Genomic DNA, 18589 nt, shown 5'->3' on the forward strand with positions numbered 1-18589 from the left:
CTCCTTACAGCACTTCTGGGGCGAGCGAGACGATCTTCATGAACTTCTCAGTACGAAGTTCACGGGTCACTGGCCCAAAGATACGGGTGCCGATCGGCTCTTGCTTGTTGTTCAGAAGAACAGCAGCGTTGCCATCAAAGCGGATAATGGAGCCATCAGCACGGCGTACGCCGTGACGGGTGCGGACTACAACAGCAGTCATCACTTGGCCTTTTTTCACTTTACCGCGAGGAATTGCTTCCTTGACGGTAACTTTGATGATGTCACCGATACCAGCGTAACGACGATGGGAGCCACCCAGCACCTTGATGCACATAACACGGCGAGCGCCGCTGTTATCGGCCACATCGAGCATGGATTGAGTCTGAATCATATAATTTCTCCGACCCCTAGTCCTTAGACTTCCACAGCGCGTTCGAGAACATCAACCAGTGCCCAAGACTTGGTCTTGGCCAGCGGACGAGTTTCACGAATAGTGACTTTGTCGCCGATGTGGCACTGATTGGTTTCGTCGTGCGCGTGCAGCTTAGTCGAACGCTTAACGTATTTACCGTAGATCGGGTGCTTAACGCGACGCTCGATCAGAACGGTGATGGTCTTGTCCATTTTGTCGCTGACAACACGGCCAGTCAGCGTACGGACGGTTTTTTCGGCTTCAGCCATGATTACTTACCTGCCTGCTGTTTGAGCACAGTCTTCACGCGAGCGATGTCACGCTTAACTTGCCGGAGCAGGTGAGACTGCCCCAACTGGCCAGTTGCTTTCTGCATGCGCAGATTGAACTGGTCGCGCAGCAGGCCGAGCAGTTGCTCGTTAAGCTGCGGCGCGTCTTTTTCACGAAGTTCGTTCGCTTTCATCACATCACCGTCCGTTTAACGAAGGCAGTGGCGAGCGGCAGCTTTGCAGCAGCCAAGGCAAAAGCCTCACGCGCCAGCTCTTCAGTAACACCCTCGATTTCATACAGGACTTTGCCTGGCTGAATCTGGGCAACCCAGTACTCCACACTACCCTTACCTTTACCCATCCGAACTTCGAGTGGCTTTTTGGAAATAGGCTTGTCCGGGAATACACGGATCCAGATCTTGCCGCCACGTTTAACGTGACGGGTCAGAGCACGACGCGCTGACTCGATCTGACGAGCGGTGAGACGACCACGAGCTACAGACTTCAGCGCGAACTCGCCGAAGCTGACTTTGCTACCGCGCTGTGCCAGACCACGGTTGTGGCCTGTCATCTGCTTGCGGAACTTCGTACGCTTTGGTTGCAACATTTGGCGTACCCCTTACTTAGCAGCTTTTTTACGAGGCGCTGGTGCTTGTGGTTTCAGTTCTTCTTGGCGACCACCAATTACTTCGCCTTTGAAGATCCAAACCTTTACACCGATCACACCGTAAGTGGTGTGAGCTTCGTAGTTGGCATAGTCGATGTCGGCACGCAGGGTGTGCAGTGGCACACGACCTTCGCGATACCATTCAGTACGTGCGATTTCAGCACCGCCGAGACGACCGCTCACTTGGATTTTGATGCCTTTGGCACCAATGCGCATGGCGTTCTGTACAGCGCGCTTCATAGCGCGACGGAACATTACGCGACGCTCCAGCTGCTGAGCTACGCTCTGCGCAACCAACATACCGTCGAGTTCCGGCTTGCGGATTTCTTCGATATTGATGTGCACAGGCACACCCATTTGTTTGGTCAGGTCCTGACGCAGTTTCTCAACATCTTCACCTTTCTTCCCGATAACAATACCTGGACGAGCGGTGTGGATGGTGATACGTGCAGTCTGAGCCGGACGATGGATATCGATACGGCTTACGGACGCGCTTTTTAGTTTGTCTTGGAGATACTCACGCACCTTCAGATCAGCGAACAAATAGTCCGCATAAGTCCGACCGTCTGCGTACCAGACGGAGGTGTGCTCCTTGACGATTCCCAGGCGAATGCCAATGGGATGTACTTTCTGACCCATCTCTTCGACTCCGTTACTTGTCAGCAACCTTGACAGTGATATGGCAAGACCGCTTGACGATGCGATCAGCACGGCCTTTGGCACGTGGCATGATTCGCTTCAGCGAACGCCCTTCGTTGACGAAAACGGTGCTGACTTTAAGGTCATCAACGTCTGCGCCTTCGTTATGCTCGGCGTTGGCTACGGCCGACTCCAGCACTTTCTTCATGATCTCGGCGGCTTTCTTACTGCTGAAAGCCAACAGGTTGAGCGCTTCGCCCACCTTCTTCCCGCGGATCTGGTCGGCGACCAAGCGGGCTTTCTGGGCGGAGATTCGAGCGCCCGACAACTTAGCGGCTACTTCCATCGTTCCTTACCCCTTAACGCTTGGCTTTCTTGTCTGCCACGTGCCCACGATATGTGCGGGTACCGGCAAACTCGCCCAGTTTGTGGCCGACCATGTCTTCGTTCACGAGAACTGGAACATGTTGACGACCGTTATGCACTGCAATGGTCAAACCGACCATTTGTGGCAGGATCATCGAACGACGCGACCAGGTTTTAACTGGTTTGCGATCGTTCTTTTCCGCCGCCACTTCGATCTTCTTCAGTAGGTGAAGATCAATAAAAGGACCTTTTTTCAGAGAACGTGGCACTGTCGTATCCCTCTATTTACTTGCGACGACGGACGATCATTTTGTCGGTACGCTTATTACCACGAGTCTTCGCGCCCTTAGTCGGGAAGCCCCATGGCGATACCGGATGACGACCACCAGAGGTACGACCTTCACCACCACCATGTGGGTGGTCAACCGGGTTCATGGCAACACCACGAACGGTTGGGCGAACGCCACGCCAGCGTTTGGCACCAGCTTTACCCAGCGAACGCAGGCTGTGCTCGGAGTTCGAGACTTCACCCAGGGTCGCGCGGCATTCAGCCAGCACTTTACGCATCTCACCAGAACGCAGACGCAGGGTCACGTAGACACCTTCACGAGCGATCAGCTGAGCCGAAGCACCAGCGGAACGAGCGATTTGCGCGCCTTTACCTGGCTTCAATTCGATGCCGTGTACGGTGCTACCAACTGGAATGTTACGCAGTTGCAGAGCGTTGCCCGGCTTGATCGGTGCCAGAGCACCTGCGATCAGCTGGTCGCCAGCACTCACGCCTTTAGGGGCGATGATGTAGCGACGCTCGCCATCTGCGTACAGCAGCAGAGCGATGTGAGCAGTACGGTTTGGATCGTATTCAATACGCTCGACAGTGGCAGAGATGCCATCTTTGTCGTTGCGACGGAAATCGACCAGACGATAATGCTGCTTATGGCCACCACCGATGTGACGAGTGGTAATACGACCATTGTTGTTACGACCACCAGTCTTCGATTTTTTCTCGAGCAGCGGTGCGTGAGGAGCGCCTTTATGCAGCTCCTGGTTGACCACCTTGACCACAAAACGGCGGCCAGGGGAAGTCGGTTTGCATTTAACGATTGCCATGATGCACCCCTTCCTTACTCAGCACTGCTGCTGAAATCGAGATCTTGGCCTGGCTGAAGGGAGATAACTGCCTTCTTCCAGTCATTACGCTTGCCCAGACCGCGAGCAGTGCGCTTGCTCTTACCCAGAACATTCAGGGTAGTAACACGCTCTACTTTCACGCTGAACAGGCTTTCGACGGCCTTCTTGATTTCCAGCTTGGTTGCGTCAGTTGCAACCTTGAAAACGAACTGGCCTTTCTTGTCAGCCAGAACCGTAGCCTTCTCGGAAACGTGCGGGCCAAGCAGAACTTTAAATACGCGTTCCTGGTTCATCCCAGCAGCTCCTCGAATTTCTTCACGGCCGACACGGTGATCAACACCTTGTCGTATGCGATCAGACTAACTGGATCGGAACCTTGCACGTCACGTACATCAACGTGTGGCAGGTTACGAGCAGCCAGGTACAGGTTCTGATCAACTACTTCAGACACGATCAAGACGTCAGTCAGGCCCATGCCGGTCAGTTTGTTCAGCAGATCTTTGGTCTTCGGTGCATCAACAGCGAAGTCCTGAACCACAACCAGACGATCAGTACGCACCAGCTCAGCAAGGATGGAACGCATTGCTGCGCGATACATCTTCTTGTTCAGCTTCTGGGTGTGATCCTGAGGACGAGCTGCGAAAGTGGTACCGCCGCCACGCCAGATTGGGCTACGGATAGTACCGGCACGAGCACGGCCAGTACCTTTCTGACGCCATGGGCGCTTACCGCCACCACGAACGTCGGAACGGGTCTTTTGCTGCTTGCTACCTTGACGGCCGCCGGCCATGTAGGCCACGACTGCTTGGTGAACGAGCGTCTCGTTGAATTCGCCGCCAAATGTCAGTTCGGAAACTTCGATCGCTTGAGCGTCATTTACATTTAATTGCATGTCAGCTTCCCCTTAACCGCGAGCCTTGGCTGCTGGACGTACAACCAAGTTGCCGCCAGTAGCGCCAGGAACAGCGCCCTTGACCAACAACAGATTGCGTTCAGCGTCCACGCGCACTACTTCGAGGGACTGCACGGTCACGCGCTCAGCGCCCATATGACCGGACATTTTTTTGCCCTTGAATACACGACCAGGAGTCTGGCACTGGCCGATAGAGCCTGGAACGCGGTGGGACACGGAGTTACCGTGGGTATTATCTTGCCCGCGGAAGTTCCAACGCTTGATCGTACCCTGGAAGCCTTTACCCTTGGACTGACCGGTTACATCAACCAGTTGACCAGCGGCGAAGATTTCAGCGTTGATCAGATCGCCGGCCTGGTACTCGCCTTCTTCAAGGCGGAATTCCATTACGGTACGACCAGCGGCAACGTTCGCTTTAGCGAAGTGGCCAGCCTGAGCAGCTGTAACACGCGAAGCACGACGCTCGCCTACAGTGACTTGCACTGCACGATAGCCATCGGTCTCTTCAGTTTTGAACTGGGTGACGCGATTCGGTTCGATCTCAATGACCGTGACCGGAATGGAGACACCTTCTTCGGTGAAAATACGGGTCATACCGCATTTACGACCGACTACACCAATAGTCATGTTGTAAACCTCATGAGTGTACGGGGCTTTCACCCGCTATGGCCGCCCATTTCAGAGCGTTACACGACTAAGACCGAGTCTTAGCCGAGGCTGATCTGCACTTCCACACCGGCCGCAAGATCAAGCTTCATAAGAGCATCAACGGTTTTATCCGTTGGCTGGACGATGTCCAGAACGCGCTTATGAGTACGGATCTCGTACTGGTCACGCGCGTCTTTGTTGACGTGCGGGGAGACCAGAACGGTGAACCGCTCTTTACGGGTAGGCAGTGGAATTGGACCACGCACTTGAGCACCAGTACGTTTCGCGGTTTCCACGATTTCCTGGGTGGATTGGTCGATCAGGCGATGGTCAAAAGCCTTCAACCTGATACGGATTTGCTGATTTTGCATTGGATTTCAGACTCCGGCTGCTATTCCCAGCGAGCGCAATACGCCCGTTAAAAGGAGGCGCAATTCTATAGACGGGCTACCACAGTGTCAACCCAATAAAAAAGCCCCCGCTAGGCGGGGGCTTTTTCAAGTCATCACTTATTAAGCGATGATTTTGGCTACGACGCCAGCGCCGACGGTACGACCGCCTTCACGAATAGCGAAACGCAGACCATCTTCCATTGCGATGGTTTTGATCAGGGTGACAACCATTTTGATGTTGTCGCCCGGCATTACCATTTCAACGCCTTCCGGCAGTTCGCAGTTACCGGTCACGTCAGTGGTCCGGAAGTAGAACTGTGGACGGTAGCCTTTGAAGAACGGAGTGTGGCGACCGCCTTCTTCTTTGCTCAACACGTACACTTCGGCTTCGAAGGTAGTGTGCGGCTTAACCGAACCTGGCTTGACCAGAACCTGGCCACGCTCAACGTCGTCACGCTTGGTGCCGCGCAGCAGCACGCCGCAGTTCTCGCCAGCACGACCTTCGTCGAGCAGCTTACGGAACATTTCAACACCGGTGCAGGTGGTGACGGTAGTGTCACGCAGACCAACGATTTCCAGTGGATCCTGAACCTTGACGATACCGCGCTCGATACGACCAGTTACAACAGTACCGCGACCGGAGATCGAGAATACGTCTTCGATTGGCATCAGGAACGGCTTGTCGATAACACGGACTGGATCTGGAATGTAGCTGTCCAGAGTCTCAACCAGTTTACGAACGGCAGTGGTGCCCATTTCGTTGTCGTCTTGGCCGTTCAGAGCCATCAGAGCCGAACCGATGATGATCGGAGTGTCGTCACCTGGGAAGTCGTAAGTGCTCAGCAGATCGCGCACTTCCATCTCAACCAGTTCCAGCAGCTCAGCGTCGTCAACCATGTCAGCCTTGTTCAGGAAGACAACGATGTACGGAACGCCAACCTGACGGGACAGCAGGATGTGCTCACGGGTTTGTGGCATCGGACCATCAGCGGCCGAACAAACCAGGATAGCGCCGTCCATCTGAGCAGCACCGGTGATCATGTTCTTCACATAGTCAGCGTGACCTGGGCAGTCAACGTGAGCGTAGTGACGGATCAGCGAGTTGTATTCAACGTGCGCGGTGTTGATGGTAATACCACGAGCCTTTTCTTCTGGAGCGCTGTCGATTTTATCGAAAGCAACAACAGCCGAACCGAAAACTTCGGAGCAGACGCGAGTCAGAGCAGCGGTCAGCGTGGTTTTACCGTGGTCGACGTGACCAATGGTGCCAACGTTGACGTGCGGGAGGGTACGGTCAAATTTTTCTTTAGCCACGACAATTAACTCCTAGCCTAAAGGGGCTGAATCAGCCTTGTTTTTTGGTAACGGTTTCGACGATGTGCGACGGAGCCGTATTGTATTTTTTGAATTCCATAGAGTAGCTTGCGCGACCTTGGGACATGGAGCGTACGTCGGTTGCGTAACCGAACATCTCACCCAACGGAACCTCGGCGCGAATCACTTTGCCGGAAACCGTGTCTTCCATACCCAGGATCATGCCGCGACGACGGTTAAGGTCGCCCATCACGTCACCCATATAGTCTTCAGGCGTAACAACCTCTACCGCCATGATCGGCTCAAGCAACTCACCACCGCCCTTCTGGGCCAGTTGCTTGGTCGCCATGGAAGCAGCCACCTTAAACGCCATCTCGTTGGAGTCGACGTCGTGGTAGGAACCATCAAACACGGTAGCCTTCAGGCCGATCAGCGGATAGCCGGCAACAACGCCGTTCTTCATCTGCTCTTCGATACCCTTCTGGATAGCCGGGATGTATTCCTTAGGAACCACACCACCCACAACTTCGTTCAGGAATTGCAGACCTTCCTGACCTTCGTCAGCAGGAGCAAAACGAATCCAGCAGTGACCGAACTGGCCACGACCGCCGGATTGGCGAACGAACTTGCCTTCAATTTCGCAGCTCTTCGTGATGCGCTCACGGTACGAAACTTGAGGCTTACCGATGTTGGCTTCGACGTTGAACTCACGGCGCATCCGGTCAACCAGGATGTCCAGGTGCAACTCGCCCATGCCGGAGATGATCGTTTGACCAGTCTCTTCATCAGTCTTGACGCGGAAAGACGGGTCTTCCTGAGCAAGTTTGCCCAGAGCGATACCCATTTTTTCCTGGTCGTCCTTGGTCTTAGGCTCTACGGCAACCGAAATAACCGGCTCCGGGAAGTCCATGCGAACCAGGATAATTGGCTTGTCAGCGTTGCACAAAGTTTCACCAGTGGTGACGTCCTTCATGCCGATCAAGGCCGCGATGTCACCAGCGCGCACTTCCTTGATTTCTTCACGGGCGTTTGCGTGCATTTGCACCATACGACCCACGCGCTCTTTCTTGCCTTTTACCGAGTTGATCACGCCGTCACCGGAGGCCAACACGCCCGAGTAAACTCGAACAAAGGTCAAGGTACCCACGAATGGGTCGGTAGCGATCTTGAACGCCAGAGCCGAGAACGGCTCGCTGTCGTCTGCGTGACGCTCCATTTCCTGAGTCTCGTCATCCGGGTCAGTACCCTTGATGGCAGGAATGTCGCTTGGAGCAGGCAGGTAGTCGATAACGGCGTCGAGAACCAGGGGAACACCCTTGTTCTTGAAGGAAGAACCGCAAACAGCCAGAACGATCTCACCAGCGATAGTACGCTGACGCAGAGCGGCCTTGATTTCCTCGTTGGTGAGTTCTTCACCTTCGAGGTACTTGTTCATCAGCTCTTCACTGGCTTCGGCCGCAGCCTCAACCATGTTGCCGCGCCACTCGTCAGCCAATTCCTGCAGTTCAGCAGGGATAGGCTTGCGAACTGGAACCATACCTTTGTCAGCGTCATTCCAGTAAACAGCTTCCATGGCCATCAGATCGATCTGACCCTGGAAGTTGTCTTCGGAACCGATAGCCAACTGGATTGGAACCGGAGTGTGACCCAGACGCTGCTTGATCTGACCGATCACGCGCAGGAAGTTTGCACCAGCACGGTCCATCTTGTTTACGTAAACAAGACGTGGAACGCCGTATTTGTTGGCTTGACGCCATACGGTTTCCGACTGAGGCTCAACACCCGAGGTGCCGCAGAACACAACGACCGCGCCATCGAGTACACGCAGGGAACGCTCAACTTCAATAGTGAAGTCAACGTGGCCCGGAGTATCAATAACGTTGAAGCGGTATTGGTCTTTGTGCTGCTTCTCGGAACCCTGCCAGAAGGCGGTAATAGCAGCAGAAGTAATGGTAATACCACGCTCCTGCTCCTGCACCATCCAGTCTGTGGTCGCGGCGCCGTCATGCACCTCGCCCATCTTGTGACTTTTGCCAGTGTAAAAAAGGACGCGCTCGGTGGTGGTGGTTTTACCAGCATCCACGTGAGCAACGATACCAATGTTACGGTAGCGATTAATCGGTGTAGTACGAGCCATAAAGCCCTCGCAAAATTAGTGACGCTAAAATTAGAAGCGGTAGTGCGAGAAAGCCTTGTTGGCTTCAGCCATACGGTGCACGTCTTCACGCTTCTTAACTGCAGCACCTTTACCTTCGGCAGCGTCCAACAGTTCGCCAGCCAAACGCAGAGCCATAGACTTCTCGCCGCGCTTGCGGGCGAAGTCTACCAACCAGCGCATTGCCAGGGCGTTACGACGGGACGGACGAACTTCAACCGGAACCTGGTAAGTAGCACCGCCTACACGGCGCGACTTTACTTCGACCAGCGGAGCGATGGCGTCGAGAGCTTTCTCGAAGATTTCCAGGGGGTCGCTGTTCTTGCGTTCTTTAACCTTCTCCAGCGCGCCATAAACGATACGCTCGGCAACGGCTTTCTTGCCGCTTTCCATCACGTGGTTCATGAACTTGGCCAGGATCTGGCTGCCGTATTTTGGATCGTCAAGCACTTCGCGCTTGGCTGCTACGCGTCTTCTTGGCATGGATAAGCCCTCAAACGGTCTTCAGGTTCGCTCGGAATCGGTGCCCTTTCGGGACGCCTCCGACCTTACTCTTATCGACTCAGAAAAATAGAAAATCAGTTTTACAAAAAGCCGCTACTACTTAGGCTTCTTGGTACCGTACTTCGAACGACCCTGGTTACGACCTTTAACGCCGGAAGTATCCAAAGAACCGCGTACGGTGTGATAACGAACACCTGGCAAGTCTTTTACACGACCGCCGCGGATCAGTACCACGCTGTGCTCTTGCAGGTTGTGGCCTTCACCGCCGATGTACGAGGAAACCTCGAAACCGTTGGTCAGGCGCACACGGCATACTTTACGCAGTGCCGAGTTAGGTTTTTTCGGCGTGGTGGTATACACACGGGTGCATACGCCACGACGTTGCGGGCAGTTCTGCAGCGCAGGCACGTCGGATTTCTCGACGATACGCTTACGCGGCTGACGTACCAGCTGGTTGATAGTTGCCATCTACTAGCTCCACTGTTGTCTTGCGACGCTATTGTCTTGCAAGAAAAGCAAAATGGCAGGAACGAATTCCCGCCAAATTTAGGGGTACAAGAGTCTAAAGAGGATCTTGTCCCCAGTCAAGGCAAGGCCCCGACCTCCCCGCTCATCCAATCTCGACAAATTGTCTCGATTCGATGAACGGAGCGGCCGGGGCCTCACGCTTAGTTACCGCAGAACTCAGTTACCGCTCGAGTTCAGCGCTTCGGTCAGTGCAGCTTCCACTTCACTGGCGCTTACGCGCAACGGTTTGTCAGCATCACGGCGACGCTTGCGCTCGCTGTGATAAGCCAGACCGGTACCAGCCGGGATCAGACGACCCACGACCACGTTTTCTTTCAGGCCGCGCAGGTAATCGCGCTTGCCGGTTACCGCCGCTTCGGTCAGTACGCGAGTGGTTTCCTGGAAGGAAGCCGCCGAGATGAACGATTCGGTGGACAACGACGCCTTGGTGATACCCAACAGCACGCGAGTGAACTTGGAAACGAATTTCTCGTCGCCAGCCAGACGCTCGTTCTCTACCAGAACGTGAGTCAATTCCATCTGGTCGCCCTTGATGAAACTGGAATCGCCAGATTCGGCGATTTCAACTTTACGCAGCATCTGACGCAGGATGGTCTCGATGTGCTTGTCGTTGATCTTCACGCCTTGCAGACGGTAAACGTCCTGGATCTCGTTCACGATGTACTTGGCCAGCGCACTCACACCCAGCAGACGCAGGATGTCGTGTGGATCGCTTGGGCCGTCGGAGATAACTTCGCCGCGGTTTACCTGTTCGCCTTCGAAGACGTTCAGGTGACGCCACTTCGGAATCAGCTCTTCGTACGGATCGCTACCGTCGTTCGGGGTAATGACCAGACGGCGCTTGCCCTTGGTCTCTTTACCGAACGCGATGGTACCGCTGACTTCAGCCAGAATCGACGCTTCCTTCGGACGACGAGCTTCGAACAAGTCGGCAACACGCGGCAGACCACCGGTGATGTCACGGGTTTTCGAAGTCTCTTGCGGAATACGCGCGATAACATCACCGATCGCGATTTTCGCACCGTCCGCCACACCGACAAGGGCGTTGGCAGGCAGGAAGTACTGAGCAATTACGTCGGTACCCGGCAGCAAGAGATCCTTGCCGTTGTCATCAACCATCTTCACAGCAGGACGGATATCTTTACCGGCAGCTGGACGGTCTTTGGCGTCGAGTACTTCAATGTTGGTCATACCGGTCAATTCGTCAGTCTGACGCTTGATCGTGATGCCTTCTTCCATGCCCACGTAGGTCACGGTACCTTTCATTTCGGTAACGATTGGGTGAGTGTGCGGATCCCACTTGGCCACGATTGCGCCAGCGTCGACCTTGTCACCTTCTTTAACCGAAATCACGGCACCGTACGGCAGCTTGTAACGCTCGCGCTCACGACCGAAGTCATCAGCGATCGCCAGCTCACCGGAACGGGACACAGCAACCAGGCAACCATCCACTCGCTCAACGTGCTTCAGGTTGTGCAGACGGACGGTACCGCCATTCTTCACCTGAACGCTGTCGGCTGCGGAGGTCCGGCTTGCCGCACCACCGATGTGGAACGTACGCATGGTCAGCTGGGTACCCGGCTCACCGATGGACTGGGCAGCGATAACGCCGACCGCTTCACCGATGTTCACCTGGTGACCACGAGCCAAGTCACGGCCGTAGCACTTGGCGCAAATGCCATAGCGGGTTTCGCAGCTGATCGGCGAACGCACGATCACTTCGTCGATGCTGTTCAGCTCGATGAACTCGACCCACTTCTCGTCTACCAGCGTGCCGGCAGGAACGATGATTTCTTCGGTACCTGGCTTGAACACGTCACGGGCAATAACTCGACCCAATACGCGCTCGCCCAATGGCTCAACAACGTCACCGCCTTCAATGTGCGGAGTCATTACCAGGCCATGTTCGGTGCCGCAATCGATCTCGGTCACAACCAGATCCTGCGCCACGTCTACCAGACGACGAGTCAGGTAACCGGAGTTCGCAGTTTTCAACGCGGTATCCGCCAAACCTTTACGAGCACCGTGAGTGGAGATGAAGTACTGAAGTACGCTCAAACCTTCACGGAAGTTCGCAGTAATCGGCGTTTCGATGATGGAACCGTCCGGCTTGGCCATCAGGCCACGCATACCGGCGAGCTGACGGATCTGCGCAGCAGAACCCCGTGCGCCCGAGTCGGCCATCATGTACATCGAGTTGAAGGACTCCTGGTCGACTTCGACGCCATGACGGTCGATGACTTTCTCTTTCGAGAGGTTGGCCATCATCGCCTTGGAAACTTCGTCGTTCGCCTTGGACCAAAGGTCGATCACTTTGTTGTACTTCTCGCCCTGGGTTACCAGGCCGGAGGCGTACTGACTTTCGATCTCTTTCACTTCGTCGGTAGCAGCACCGATGATGCGGGCTTTTTCATCCGGGATAACGAAGTCGTTAACACCGATGGAAACGCCGGAAATGGTCGAATAGGCAAAACCGGTGTACATCAACTGGTCAGCGAAGATCACGGTCTCTTTCAAACCAACCACGCGGTAGCACTGGTTGATCAGCTTGGAGATCGCCTTTTTCTTCATCGGCTGGTTGACGACGTCGTACGACAGGCCAGGTGGAACAACCTGGAACAACAGCGCACGGCCGACAGTGGTGTCGACGATACGGGTGTTCTTGACGCTGCCACCATCACGATCGTTGACGGTTTCGTTGATCCGCACTTTGACTTTAGCGTGCAGTGCGGCTTCGCCGGCACGGAACACACGGTCAACTTCTTGCAGATCCGCAAACACACGACCTTCGCCCTTGGCGTTGATCGCTTCACGAGTCATGTAGTACAGACCCAATACAACGTCCTGCGACGGAACGATGATTGGCTCACCGTTGGCTGGCGACAGAATGTTGTTGGTCGACATCATCAACGCACGCGCTTCCAACTGGGCTTCCAGTGTCAGCGGTACGTGCACGGCCATTTGGTCGCCGTCGAAGTCGGCGTTGTACGCAGCACAGACCAGAGGGTGCAGCTGGATAGCCTTACCTTCGATCAGTACCGGTTCAAACGCCTGGATACCCAGACGGTGAAGGGTCGGTGCACGGTTGAGGAGAACCGGGTGTTCGCGAATAACTTCAGCGAGAACGTCCCAAACTTCCGGCAGCTCGCGCTCGACCATCTTCTTGGCAGCTTTGATGGTGGTCGCGAGACCACGCATTTCCAGCTTGCCGAAAATGAACGGCTTGAACAGCTCGAGAGCCATCTTCTTCGGCAGACCGCACTGGTGCAGACGCAGGGTCGGGCCTACGGTAATTACCGAACGACCCGAGTAGTCAACACGCTTACCGAGCAAGTTCTGACGGAAACGACCTTGCTTACCCTTGATCATGTCAGCCAGGGATTTCAGAGGACGCTTGTTCGAACCAGTGATAGCGCGGCCACGACGACCGTTGTCGAGCAGTGCATCGACGGCTTCTTGCAACATACGCTTTTCGTTGCGCACGATGATGTCCGGAGCGGACAGATCGAGCAGACGCTTCAAGCGGTTGTTACGGTTGATCACTCGACGATACAGATCGTTGAGGTCGGAAGTCGCGAAGCGACCGCCATCCAGCGGGACCAGTGGACGCAGATCTGGCGGCAGAACCGGCAGAACGGTCAGCACCATCCACTCTGGCAGGTTGCCGGAACCCTGGAAGGCTTCCATCAACTTCAGACGCTTGGACAGCTTCTTGATTTTGGTTTCGGAGTTGGTTTGCGGAATTTCTTCACGCAGGCGGCCAATCTCGTGTTCCAGGTCGATAGCGTGCAGCAGTTCGCGGACAGCTTCGGCACCCATGCGGGCATCGAAATCGTCGCCGAACTCTTCCAGCGCTTCGAAGTACTGCTCGTCGTTGAGCAGCTGACCTTTTTCAAGGGTGGTCATGCCCGGGTCGATAACGACATAGCTCTCGAAGTAGAGAACGCGTTCGATATCACGCAGGGTCATGTCCATCAGCAAGCCGATACGCGACGGCAGCGATTTCAGGAACCAGATGTGGGCAACTGGCGAAGCCAGTTCGATGTGCGCCATGCGCTCACGACGAACTTTGGCCAGCGCGACTTCAACGCCGCACTTCTCGCAGATCACACCACGGTGCTTCAAGCGCTTGTACTTACCGCACAGGCACTCGTAATCCTTTACCGGGCCAAAGATCTTGGCGCAGAACAGGCCGTCACGTTCAGGTTTGAACGTACGGTAGTTAATGGTTTCCGGCTTTTTAACTTCACCGAACGACCACGAACGGATCATCTCAGGCGATGCCAATCCAATACGGATGGCGTCGAACTCTTCGACTTGACCCTGGTTTTTCAGCAAATTCAGTAGGTCTTTCAAGGCCTTTCCTCCTGGCGGAGCAGAGAGCGGGCAATCCTGCCCCGCTCTCGATTCGCGTCACGTGTTATTCGGTTTCCAGATCGATATCGATGCCGAGGGAACGAATTTCCTTGATCAACACGTTGAAAGACTCGGGCATGCCCGGCTCCATACGGTGATCGCCGTCCACGATGTTTTTGTACATCTTGGTCCGGCCGTTCACATCGTCCGACTTCACTGTGAGCATTTCTTGCAGAGTGTAAGCAGCACCGTATGCTTCCAGTGCCCAGACCTCCATCTCCCCGAAACGCTGACCACCGAACTGCGCCTTACCACCCAGCGGCTGCTGGGTAACCAGGCTGTACGAACCGGTAGAACGAGCGTGCATCTTGTCGTCTACCAAGTGGTTCAGCTTCAGCATGTACATGTAGCCAACAGTAACCGGGCGCTCGAACTTGTTGCCGGTACGGCCGTCGGTCAGCTGCATCTGGCCGCTTTCTGGCAGGTCTGCCAGTTTCAGCATGGCCTTGATTTCGCTTTCCTTGGCGCCGTCGAACACTGGAGTGGCCATTGGAACGCCGCCACGCAGGTTCTTCGCCAGATCCAGGATTTCCTGGTCGGAGAAGCTATCCAGATCTTCGTTACGACCGCCGATCTGGTTGTAGATCTCGTCCAGGAATTTACGAAGCTCGGCGACTTTGCGCTGCTCTTCGATCATCCGGTTGATCTTCTCGCCCAAACCTTTAGCCGCGAGGCCCAGGTGGGTTTCAAGGATCTGACCAACGTTCATGCGCGAAGGTACGCCCAACGGGTTGAGGACGACGTCGACCGGTGTGCCATTGGCATCGTGCGGCATGTCTTCAACCGGCATGATCACGGAGACCACACCTTTGTTACCGTGACGACCGGCCATCTTGTCGCCCGGCTGGATGCGGCGACGGATTGCCAGGTAAACCTTGACGATTTTCAGCACGCCTGGAGCCAGGTCATCGCCCTGCTGCAGTTTGCGCTTCTTGTCTTCGAACTTGTCGTCCAGCAGACGGCGGCGATCAACGATGTAGGCCTGAGCCTTCTCGAGTTGCTCGTTCAGAGCATCTTCAGCCATGCGCAGTTTGAACCACTGACCATGCTCAAGACCGTCGAGAACTTCGTCGGTGATTTCCTGACCTTTCTTCAGACCGGCGCCACCTTCGGCTTTGTGGCCGACCAGAGCGGAACGCAGACGTTCGAAAGTAGCACCCTCAACGATACGGAACTCTTCGTTCAGATCTTTGCGGATCTCGTCGAGTTGAGTCTTCTCGATCGACAGTGCACGAGCATCACGCTCAACGCCGTCGCGGGTGAAGACTTGTACGTCGATGACGGTACCCTTGGTGCCGGTAGGCACACGCAGGGAAGTGTCTTTAACGTCGCTGGCTTTTTCACCGAAGATGGCACGCAGCAGTTTTTCTTCCGGAGTCAGTTGGGTCTCGCCTTTCGGAGTGACCTTACCAACGAGGATGTCGCCTGCGCCAACTTCAGCACCTACGTAAACGATACCGGCTTCGTCCAGCTTGTTCAGTGCAGCTTCACCCACGTTCGGGATGTCTGCAGTGATTTCCTCTGGCCCAAGCTTGGTGTCACGTGCCACACAGGTCAGTTCCTGAATGTGGATCGTGGTGAAGCGATCTTCCTGAACCACACGCTCGGACAGGCAGATGGAGTCTTCGAAGTTGAAGCCGTTCCATGCCATGAACGCGATGCGCATGTTTTGACCCAGAGCCAGTTCACCCATGTCGGTGGACGGACCGTCGGCCATGATGTCGCTGCGCTGAACCCGATCACCTTTACGCACCAGCGGACGCTGGTTGATGCAGGTGTTCTGGTTGGAACGGGTGTACTTGGTCAGGTTGTAGATGTCGACACCAGCTTCGCCGGTTTCAACTTCGTCATCAGCAACACGAACCACGATACGGCTGGCGTCTACGGAATCGATAACACCGCCACGACGAGCCACGACGCAAACGCCGGAGTCACGGGCTACGTTACGTTCCATGCCAGTACCGACCAGCGGCTTGTCAGCGCGCAGGGTTGGTACAGCTTGACGCTGCATGTTCGAACCCATCAACGCACGGTTGGCGTCGTCGTGCTCGAGGAACGGAATCAGCGACGCTGCAACCGAAACTACCTGCTTCGGCGATACGTCCATCAAGGTGACGTCTTCCGGCGCCTTGACGGTGAACTCGTTCAAGTGACGAACAGCTACCAACTCGTCGATCAGGACTTTCTTGTCGTTCATCGTGGCCGAAGCCTGAGCGATCACATGATCAGCTTCTTCGATGGCGGACAGGAACACGATCTCGTCGGTGACCAGAGCGTCTTTCACCACACGGTACGGGCTCTCGAGGAAGCCGTACTGGTTGGTGCGCGCATAGGCGGCCAAGGAGTTGATCAGACCGATGTTCGGACCTTCCGGCGTTTCAATCGGGCATACACGACCGTAGTGAGTCGGGTGTACGTCACGAACTTCAAAGCCGGCACGCTCACGAGTCAAACCGCCAGGGCCGAGTGCAGAAACACGACGCTTGTGGGTGATCTCGGACAGCGGGTTGTTCTGGTCCATGAACTGGGAAAGCTGGCTGGAACCGAAGAACTCTTTCACCGCCGCAGCCACTGGCTTGGCGTTGATCAAGTCTTGCGGCATCAGGCCTTCGCTTTCAGCCATCGACAGACGCTCTTTGACCGCACGCTCAACACGTACCAGGCCAACGCGGAACTGGTTCTCGGCCATTTCGCCTACGCAGCGAACACGACGGTTACCCAGGTGGTCGATGTCATCGACGATGCCTTTACCGTTACGGATGTCGACCAGAGTCTTCAGTACCGCGACGATGTCTTCTTTGCACAACACGCCCGAACCTTCGATCTCGGTACGACCGATACGACGGTTGAACTTCATCCGGCCGACCGCAGACAGGTCATAGCGCTCAGGGCTGAAGAACAGGTTGTTGAACAGAGTTTCGGCAGCGTCTTTGGTTGGCGGCTCGCCTGGACGCATCATGCGATAGATCTCGACCAGCGCTTCCAATTGGTTGCTGGTGGAGTCGATCTTCAGGGTGTCGGAGACGAACGGACCGCAGTCGATATCGTTGGTGTACAGAGTTTCGATGCGAACAACTTGGGCCTTGGCGATTTTTGCCAGGATCTCGGTGTTCAGCTCGGTGTTGCACTCTGCCAGGATTTCGCCGGTTGCCGGATGCACGATGACCTTGGCGGTAGTGCGACCCAGGACGTAGTCCAAAGGCACTTGCAGCTCTTTGATCCCGGCTTTTTCCAGCTGGTTGATATGGCGAGCAGTGATACGACGACCTTGCTCGACAATAACCTTGCCTTTGTCATCCAGGATATCCAGGACAGCAATTTCACCACGCAGGCGCTGAGGCACCAGTTCCAGGCTGAGGTTTTCACCTTGCACATGGAAGACGTTGGTGGTGTAGAACGCGTCGAGCACTTCTTCAGTGGTATAGCCGAGCGCGCGCAGCAGTACCGATGCAGGCAGCTTGCGACGACGGTCGATACGCACGAACACGCAGTCTTTCGGGTCGAACTCGAAGTCCAGCCACGAACCGCGGTAAGGAATGATGCGCGCGGAGTACAGCAGTTTGCCGGAGCTGTGCGTCTTACCACGGTCGTGGTCGAAGAACACGCCCGGGGAACGGTGCAGCTGGGAAACGATTACACGCTCGGTACCGTTGATTACGAAGGTACCGTTCTCAGTCATCAGGGGGATTTCACCCATGTAGACTTCTTGCTCTTTGATGTCCTTGATCGCTTTGTTCGACGATTCTTTGTCGAAAATGATCAGGCGCACTTTTACCCGCAAAGGTACGGCGTAAGTTACACCGCGCAATACGCATTCTTTGACATCAAATGCCGGTTCGCCCAGGCGATAACCGACGTACTCCAGCGCAGCATTGCCGGAGTAGCTGATGATCGGGAAAACGGATTTGAAGGCCGCATGCAGGCCCACGTCGCGGAACTGATCTTTAGTCGCTCCCGCTTGCAAGAATTCACGATACGAATCCAGCTGGATGGCCAGGAGGTACGGCACATCCATGACGTCCGGCAACTTGCTAAAGTCCTTGCGGATACGTTTTTTCTCAGTATATGAGTAAGCCATCAGCGTTCCCCAGCTTGGTCACCTGCTTGTTTGGCCCCTCCCGACGGGAGCAGCCAGAAAATCGTGCAAACCCCATGGTTTGCGCCACCGCATCGGGTGGTTACAGCTCGTTATCAGCACCGACCCAGTCGGCTGCCAATAACGGAAAAAGGCCGGTGGCAAGAGCCACCAGCCA

General features: G+C 55.2%; 18 protein-coding genes. All 18 read right to left on the bottom strand.

The annotated features are described in order from the left end of the window. Positions 1-4: 4 nt before the first annotated feature. Complete coding sequence (gene rplN / locus ACA055_RS26985) at positions 5-373, bottom strand: 50S ribosomal protein L14 (protein ID WP_002555479.1); 369 nt, start codon at positions 371-373, stop codon at positions 5-7. A 23-nt stretch (positions 374-396) separates the two neighbouring features. Next, a complete protein-coding gene (rpsQ, locus tag ACA055_RS26990; protein ID WP_003176419.1) occupies positions 397-663 on the bottom strand; it encodes a 30S ribosomal protein S17 in 267 nt (88 codons plus the stop codon). Between the two features lie 2 nt (positions 664-665). Beyond that, a complete protein-coding gene (gene rpmC, locus ACA055_RS26995; protein WP_008030901.1) occupies positions 666-857 on the bottom strand; it encodes a 50S ribosomal protein L29 in 192 nt (63 codons plus the stop codon). Then, positions 857-1270, bottom strand: a complete 414-nt coding sequence (gene rplP, locus ACA055_RS27000) for a 50S ribosomal protein L16 (RefSeq protein WP_008145497.1) — start codon at positions 1268-1270, stop codon at positions 857-859. The genes rpmC and rplP overlap by 1 nt, the downstream gene beginning before the upstream one ends. 12 nt (positions 1271-1282) lie before the next feature. After that, positions 1283-1969, bottom strand: a complete 687-nt coding sequence (gene rpsC / locus ACA055_RS27005) for a 30S ribosomal protein S3 (protein WP_003176422.1) — start codon at positions 1967-1969, stop codon at positions 1283-1285. A gap of 13 nt (positions 1970-1982) precedes the next feature. Then, positions 1983-2315 (bottom strand): 50S ribosomal protein L22, encoded by a 333-nt coding sequence (rplV, locus tag ACA055_RS27010; RefSeq protein ID WP_003103908.1) that lies wholly within the window; start codon positions 2313-2315, stop codon positions 1983-1985. Between the two features lie 13 nt (positions 2316-2328). Continuing rightward, positions 2329-2604, bottom strand: coding sequence for a 30S ribosomal protein S19 (gene rpsS / locus ACA055_RS27015; protein ID WP_002555486.1), 276 nt, complete (start codon positions 2602-2604; stop codon positions 2329-2331). A 16-nt stretch (positions 2605-2620) separates the two neighbouring features. Further along, positions 2621-3445, bottom strand: coding sequence for a 50S ribosomal protein L2 (gene rplB, locus ACA055_RS27020; protein ID WP_003176423.1), 825 nt, complete (start codon positions 3443-3445; stop codon positions 2621-2623). Positions 3446-3459: 14 nt separating this feature from the next. Further along, the gene (gene rplW, locus ACA055_RS27025; protein WP_002555488.1) at positions 3460-3759 is read right to left on the bottom strand and encodes a 50S ribosomal protein L23; all 300 of its coding nucleotides are present in this window, start codon (positions 3757-3759) and stop codon (positions 3460-3462) included. Then, positions 3756-4358 (bottom strand): 50S ribosomal protein L4, encoded by a 603-nt coding sequence (gene rplD, locus ACA055_RS27030; RefSeq protein ID WP_007896707.1) that lies wholly within the window; start codon positions 4356-4358, stop codon positions 3756-3758. The genes rplW and rplD overlap by 4 nt, the downstream gene beginning before the upstream one ends. A gap of 12 nt (positions 4359-4370) precedes the next feature. Next, a complete protein-coding gene (gene rplC, locus ACA055_RS27035; protein WP_003186059.1) occupies positions 4371-5006 on the bottom strand; it encodes a 50S ribosomal protein L3 in 636 nt (211 codons plus the stop codon). Between the two features lie 80 nt (positions 5007-5086). Then, a complete protein-coding gene (rpsJ, locus tag ACA055_RS27040) occupies positions 5087-5398 on the bottom strand; it encodes a 30S ribosomal protein S10 (RefSeq protein WP_003186070.1) in 312 nt (103 codons plus the stop codon). A 141-nt stretch (positions 5399-5539) separates the two neighbouring features. Next, complete coding sequence (tuf, locus tag ACA055_RS27045) at positions 5540-6733, bottom strand: elongation factor Tu (RefSeq protein WP_008145495.1); 1194 nt, start codon at positions 6731-6733, stop codon at positions 5540-5542. Between the two features lie 31 nt (positions 6734-6764). Then, positions 6765-8870 carry an elongation factor G gene (gene fusA / locus ACA055_RS27050; RefSeq protein WP_056743438.1) on the bottom strand — a complete coding sequence of 702 codons (2106 nt, stop codon included), beginning with the start codon at positions 8868-8870 and terminating at the stop codon, positions 6765-6767. 30 nt (positions 8871-8900) lie between these two features. Next, positions 8901-9371, bottom strand: a complete 471-nt coding sequence (gene rpsG / locus ACA055_RS27055; protein ID WP_002555493.1) for a 30S ribosomal protein S7 — start codon at positions 9369-9371, stop codon at positions 8901-8903. Between the two features lie 117 nt (positions 9372-9488). Continuing rightward, positions 9489-9860 (bottom strand): 30S ribosomal protein S12, encoded by a 372-nt coding sequence (gene rpsL / locus ACA055_RS27060; RefSeq protein WP_002555494.1) that lies wholly within the window; start codon positions 9858-9860, stop codon positions 9489-9491. Between the two features lie 216 nt (positions 9861-10076). Then, positions 10077-14276 carry a DNA-directed RNA polymerase subunit beta' gene (gene rpoC, locus ACA055_RS27065; RefSeq protein ID WP_007896632.1) on the bottom strand — a complete coding sequence of 1400 codons (4200 nt, stop codon included), beginning with the start codon at positions 14274-14276 and terminating at the stop codon, positions 10077-10079. Positions 14277-14340: 64 nt separating this feature from the next. Beyond that, on the bottom strand, positions 14341-18414 hold the full coding sequence (rpoB, locus tag ACA055_RS27070; RefSeq protein WP_462019840.1) for a DNA-directed RNA polymerase subunit beta: 4074 nt from the start codon (positions 18412-18414) through the stop codon (positions 14341-14343). Positions 18415-18589 lie beyond the last annotated feature (175 nt).

The organism is Pseudomonas sp. LBUM1657, from assembly GCF_059716075.1.

Coding starts and splice junctions, on each gene's coding strand:
- rplN (WP_002555479.1), bottom strand. CDS start 373: ATGATTCAGACTCAATCCATGCTCGATGTGGCCGATAACAGCGGCGCT.
- rpsQ (WP_003176419.1), bottom strand. CDS start 663: ATGGCTGAAGCCGAAAAAACCGTCCGTACGCTGACTGGCCGTGTTGTC.
- rpmC (WP_008030901.1), bottom strand. CDS start 857: ATGAAAGCGAACGAACTTCGTGAAAAAGACGCGCCGCAGCTTAACGAG.
- rplP (WP_008145497.1), bottom strand. CDS start 1,270: ATGTTGCAACCAAAGCGTACGAAGTTCCGCAAGCAGATGACAGGCCAC.
- rpsC (WP_003176422.1), bottom strand. CDS start 1,969: ATGGGTCAGAAAGTACATCCCATTGGCATTCGCCTGGGAATCGTCAAG.
- rplV (WP_003103908.1), bottom strand. CDS start 2,315: ATGGAAGTAGCCGCTAAGTTGTCGGGCGCTCGAATCTCCGCCCAGAAA.
- rplB (WP_003176423.1), bottom strand. CDS start 3,445: ATGGCAATCGTTAAATGCAAACCGACTTCCCCTGGCCGCCGTTTTGTG.
- rplW (WP_002555488.1), bottom strand. CDS start 3,759: ATGAACCAGGAACGCGTATTTAAAGTTCTGCTTGGCCCGCACGTTTCC.
- rplD (WP_007896707.1), bottom strand. CDS start 4,358: ATGCAATTAAATGTAAATGACGCTCAAGCGATCGAAGTTTCCGAACTG.
- rplC (WP_003186059.1), bottom strand. CDS start 5,006: ATGACTATTGGTGTAGTCGGTCGTAAATGCGGTATGACCCGTATTTTC.
- rpsJ (WP_003186070.1), bottom strand. CDS start 5,398: ATGCAAAATCAGCAAATCCGTATCAGGTTGAAGGCTTTTGACCATCGC.
- fusA (WP_056743438.1), bottom strand. CDS start 8,870: ATGGCTCGTACTACACCGATTAATCGCTACCGTAACATTGGTATCGTT.
- rpsG (WP_002555493.1), bottom strand. CDS start 9,371: ATGCCAAGAAGACGCGTAGCAGCCAAGCGCGAAGTGCTTGACGATCCA.
- rpsL (WP_002555494.1), bottom strand. CDS start 9,860: ATGGCAACTATCAACCAGCTGGTACGTCAGCCGCGTAAGCGTATCGTC.
- rpoB (WP_462019840.1), bottom strand. CDS start 18,414: ATGGCTTACTCATATACTGAGAAAAAACGTATCCGCAAGGACTTTAGC.